This window comes from Thalassotalea sp. G20_0, from assembly GCF_017744175.1.
Lineage (GTDB): Bacteria > Pseudomonadota > Gammaproteobacteria > Pseudomonadales > Endozoicomonadaceae > Endozoicomonas.
The window spans coordinates 1-801 of sequence record NZ_JAGHQV010000319.1 but is presented as its reverse complement, the minus strand read 5'-3'; the positions used below and the strand labels follow the sequence as shown (position 1 = coordinate 801).

2 rRNA genes are annotated in these 801 nt (G+C 46.8%); both read right to left on the bottom strand.

Annotation, left to right across the window (positions count from 1 at the left end):
- Nucleotides 1-77 (bottom strand): 23S ribosomal RNA (locus J7438_RS26280); the annotation flags it as partial.
- A gap of 316 nt (nt 78-393) precedes the next feature.
- Nucleotides 394-801: ribosomal RNA gene (locus tag J7438_RS26275) — 16S ribosomal RNA — on the bottom strand; the annotation flags it as partial.

Here is an 801-nt window from a genome sequence, read left to right as displayed (position 1 = left end):
AGCTTATCGCAGATTACCACGTCCTTCATCGCCTCTGACTGCCAAGGCATCCACCGTGTACGCTTAGTCACTTGACCATATAACCCAAAACGATTTACTTTCGTAAATCGTTAGAGGTCAGTCAATACAACTACCTTTAACGATCAAATGAATTTCTGTCGAAATTCATCGCCATACACATTAGCTATGATTGTTTCCAATCAAAACTTGAGAGTGTCTCAGCAAGAATTCAATCAACCAATTTAAATTAATTAAATTGATGAATTTCATTCAGCTTAATTTGGATTCCACATTGTTAAAGAACAAAGAAAATCAACTGCCCACTGGCTGATGCCAACTGACAACTGATTATCAAACAATTCGTGTGAACGCTTATGGACGTCGGTTTTCGTTTAAGGAGGTGATCCAGCCCCAGGTTCCCCTAGGGCTACCTTGTTACGACTTCACCCCAGTCATGAATCACTCCGTGGTAATCGTCCTCCCGAGGGTTAGACTAACTACTTCTGGAGCAACCCACTCCCATGGTGTGACGGGCGGTGTGTACAAGGCCCGGGAACGTATTCACCGTGACATTCTGATTCACGATTACTAGCGATTCCGACTTCATGGAGTCGAGTTGCAGACTCCAATCCGGACTACGATGCACTTTCTCAGATTAGCTCCACCTCGCGGCTTGGCAACCGTCTGTATGCACCATTGTAGCACGTGTGTAGCCCTGGCCGTAAGGGCCATGATGACTTGACGTCGTCCCCACCTTCCTCCGGTTTGTCACCGGCAGTCTCCCCAGAGTGCCCACCATCA